The sequence below is a fragment of the Schwartzia sp. (in: firmicutes) genome (assembly GCF_978017985.1).
Window position 1 is genome coordinate 1 of the sequence record NZ_CDXDFU010000044.1, and the last position, 3,052, is coordinate 3,052.

The window sequence follows — 3,052 nt, forward strand, 5'->3', positions numbered from 1 at the left end:
GCATAATACACGGAAGTATCGTACGTGGTGAGTCTGTCATGGTTGCTCAATTCTTCGAGGACACCGTTGTAACGCTGCAGCTGTGTGATTTTGACGTAACGGCTCCGGCGAAGGCAGGCAAAGAGCTCGCAAAGCTTCTTTCGAAAATTGACGATCTTGCCGGAGTTGAGTTTCTTACAGTTCCGGGCGGGTTTAATACCCGCGTTTTCTGGGAGCCTCTTTCGGAGATTCCTCCGTCCATTCCTCTTTTCGGAGGGGTGGCGAACCGTAGCGACGACAGGCAGCTTCCTCTGTTTGCCTTTGCGCGCGGAAAATGTATTACCGCGGGAGTCGTTGCTATTCTTTTCAGAAGCCAAAAACTTAAATTTTTCGTTTATGGGGGGCTGGGCTGGAAACCTCTCGGCGTTTCCATGACAATTACAAAACTGAGCGAAGATGGTATGACCATTGAGGAGCTTGACCGTCAGCCTGCGTTCAATGTCTATGATAAATATCTGCACATATCTCTGGAAAAGGCAGTGGAAAAATATCTGTTCGCCTTCCCGCTGATGCTTGAACGCAACGGGATGGAGATTGCACGCCTTCCCGTTGCGGCGACAAAGAACGGGTATCTTAAATTTGTGTGCGGGTTTATGCCGGGAGAAAAGCTGCGTCTCGCCTACGGAGACCCTGAGGAAATCATAGCCAGCTCCAAACGCACTCAGCAGTATATGTCCTTTTTTGCACCGGAAGCAATAATGTTCTTTGACTGCGTCAGCCGCAGCAGATTCATGCAGGACAACGCCGAGCTTGAGCTGCGCCCGTTTGAAGCGATTGCGCCGAACGCCGGATTTTTCTCGCACGGAGAAATAATGCGCGCGGGCAAGCACGTTTCCATGATGAACATGGTGATGCTTACCGTGGGAATGCGTGAAAATGAGCCGGATACTACGCGCCCTGTTATGGCTGCTCCTGCTAAGGAAACAGAGCTGACGGAGTCTATGTCCCTCGTCCAGCGCCTTGCAAGCTTTATTACAGTAGTATCAAAGGAACTGGAGGAAGCTAACAAAAAACTGGAGTGCCTCGCGCGTAAGGATCGGTTGACATCTATCTACAACCGTGGGGAAATAGAGTCAATAATGCAGAATGCGCTTACTAGAAACCGCGACCCGGGAAGCGCACCCGTTTCGGTCATAATGCTCGATATAGACAATTTCAAGCAGGTCAACGACAAATTCGGTCACGCCATCGGAGACGAAGTGCTGAAATATACTGCAAAAACCCTGACGAGCGGGCTTCGCGTGAGCGACTGCGTCGGCAGATGGGGTGGAGAAGAATTTCTCATTGTCCTTGAGGATTTTACACTGGATATGGCAAAGCCTATTGCCGAACGTCTGCGTATGATGCTGTCGGAAAATAAAATCCTGCCTGACGGAGGAAATATAACGGCCAGCTTCGGTGTTGCAAAATACAATCCGGGTGAGGATTTCGATAATTTTTACCGCAGAATTGATGCCGTACTTTACATGTCAAAACGCAATGGGAAAAACCGTGTTGAGGTACAGAATCCTGACATCAAATAAATGCAAACAAAAAGGAGAGAAGCATGTTTATGCTCCTCTCCTTACTTTTTTATTATCATTCACCCTCGGTCTGACTTCTTGCAACCTCGAGATTCTGTTCCTGCGCATGAACTCTGTCGGCAGCAAGCCGTGCGGCAATCTCTTCAGGGGATTCCTCTGAGGCAGACTCGTTCGCCACCATCTCATTTGCGATTTCAAGATTATCCATCTGATACTTTACTCTGTCGGCAGCAAGCCGTGCAGCTATATCCTCGGGAGATTCACCGGGAGCTTCCGCTGCCTCTTCAGTAACGCCGGAATCGGAACTTTCCTCGTCCGCGGGTTCTTCCGACTCGTCGTAGGACGCATCTTCGGGAGCTTCCTCGGATTCTTCCTCTATGTCCTCTGAAGAGTCATCTTCATCAACATATTCTTCAGCATCGTAATCATCTGTATCATCAGCCGGTACGATGTTCAGTTCTTCTTCGGTAGGCGCCGCAATGATTGCAGGGTCCGGCGTGGTAGCGACCATCTCATGGTCGATACGGTTTCTTCCGGAGAAAACGTGATGACCTGTATGGACATATTCGGGCACGATAAAAACCTCCCCCTGTATAGTTCATTCCTATAAATGATTATATACCGTCAGCCTTTTTTTATGCAAGAGGGACGAAGGCAGGGAAAACGGCAGAAGAAAAAGCCCTCTGCAGGAGCAGTGATCCCGACAAAGGGCTTTCACATATGTACACAGATTTTTTAGGTATCAGTTTATCAGTTTGCCGGCTTCCAGTCTTTTGTAAGCCAGTAGTAGTCGCAGGCCTGAATTTTAGCGCCTGTGATGGATTTATTGCTTATGATGTTTGTCTGCGGATATCCGAAGATAATGGCTGCGGCATCATCCATGATTATTTTCTGCATGCTGATGATAATATCGCGGCGTTTTTGTTTCTATTTTTTCCATAGCTCCGGCTCCTACCTTTGTAATTTGCTCTAACACAATATTACCACACTGCGCCGTAAATTGGAGAAGTCAGTCTAAGATAAAATTTAAATACATGAGGTACAATAGAATCCATGAAGTTATAGTGTAAAGTTGAAAATTCGTGCTTTTCTCTAATGGAGAAAACACGGATAGGAGATTGGACAATGAAAAACAAGGAAAAACGCGAAGTCTATTTCTTCAGCCGTTTGGCGAAGGCACTTTACGAAGACGTCGAAGCGCTGGATGCGCTGCACTATTGTCATAGTTTCTCCGATATTCTCACGACCCTGCAATATTACGGTTATCTTAAGGAAATGACGTTGGTTTATAGCCGCTCATGTTTTCGACCACCGTATTTTCAGCCGCGAGTGGGATGCACGTTACGGCAACCCGCCCGATCCGATGCTGCCTGAGCCGTAATTTCACTTTTGGATTTTATGCAGCAAAATTTCATGAGAAGATAAAAACAGGGCTGAGGAAAATGAGAAATCATTTCCCTCAGCCCTGTTAAATTCATACGCCAGTCGTA

General features: G+C 47.4%; 4 protein-coding genes. 2 read left to right on the forward strand and 2 right to left on the reverse strand.

Translation table 11 applies throughout. The annotated features are described in order from the left end of the window. Positions 1 to 1,562 (forward strand): sensor domain-containing diguanylate cyclase (locus tag ACY69O_RS02180; protein ID WP_462331832.1); only part of this gene is annotated, 1,562 nt, incomplete at its 5' end. A 55-nt stretch (positions 1,563 to 1,617) separates the two neighbouring features. On the opposite strand, the gene ACY69O_RS02185 is transcribed toward ACY69O_RS02180, so the two are convergent. Next, the gene (locus ACY69O_RS02185) at positions 1,618 to 2,136 is read right to left on the reverse strand and encodes a hypothetical protein (protein WP_462331833.1); all 519 of its coding nucleotides are present in this window, start codon (positions 2,134 to 2,136) and stop codon (positions 1,618 to 1,620) included. Between the two features lie 176 nt (positions 2,137 to 2,312). Further along, on the reverse strand, positions 2,313 to 2,444 hold the full coding sequence (locus ACY69O_RS02190) for a hypothetical protein (protein ID WP_462331834.1): 132 nt from the start codon (positions 2,442 to 2,444) through the stop codon (positions 2,313 to 2,315). 243 nt (positions 2,445 to 2,687) lie between these two features. Between ACY69O_RS02190 and ACY69O_RS02195 the strand changes: the two genes are divergently transcribed. Further along, positions 2,688 to 2,936 (forward strand): hypothetical protein, encoded by a 249-nt coding sequence (locus ACY69O_RS02195; RefSeq protein WP_462331835.1) that lies wholly within the window; start codon positions 2,688 to 2,690, stop codon positions 2,934 to 2,936. The last annotated feature ends 116 nt before the right edge of the window (positions 2,937 to 3,052 follow it).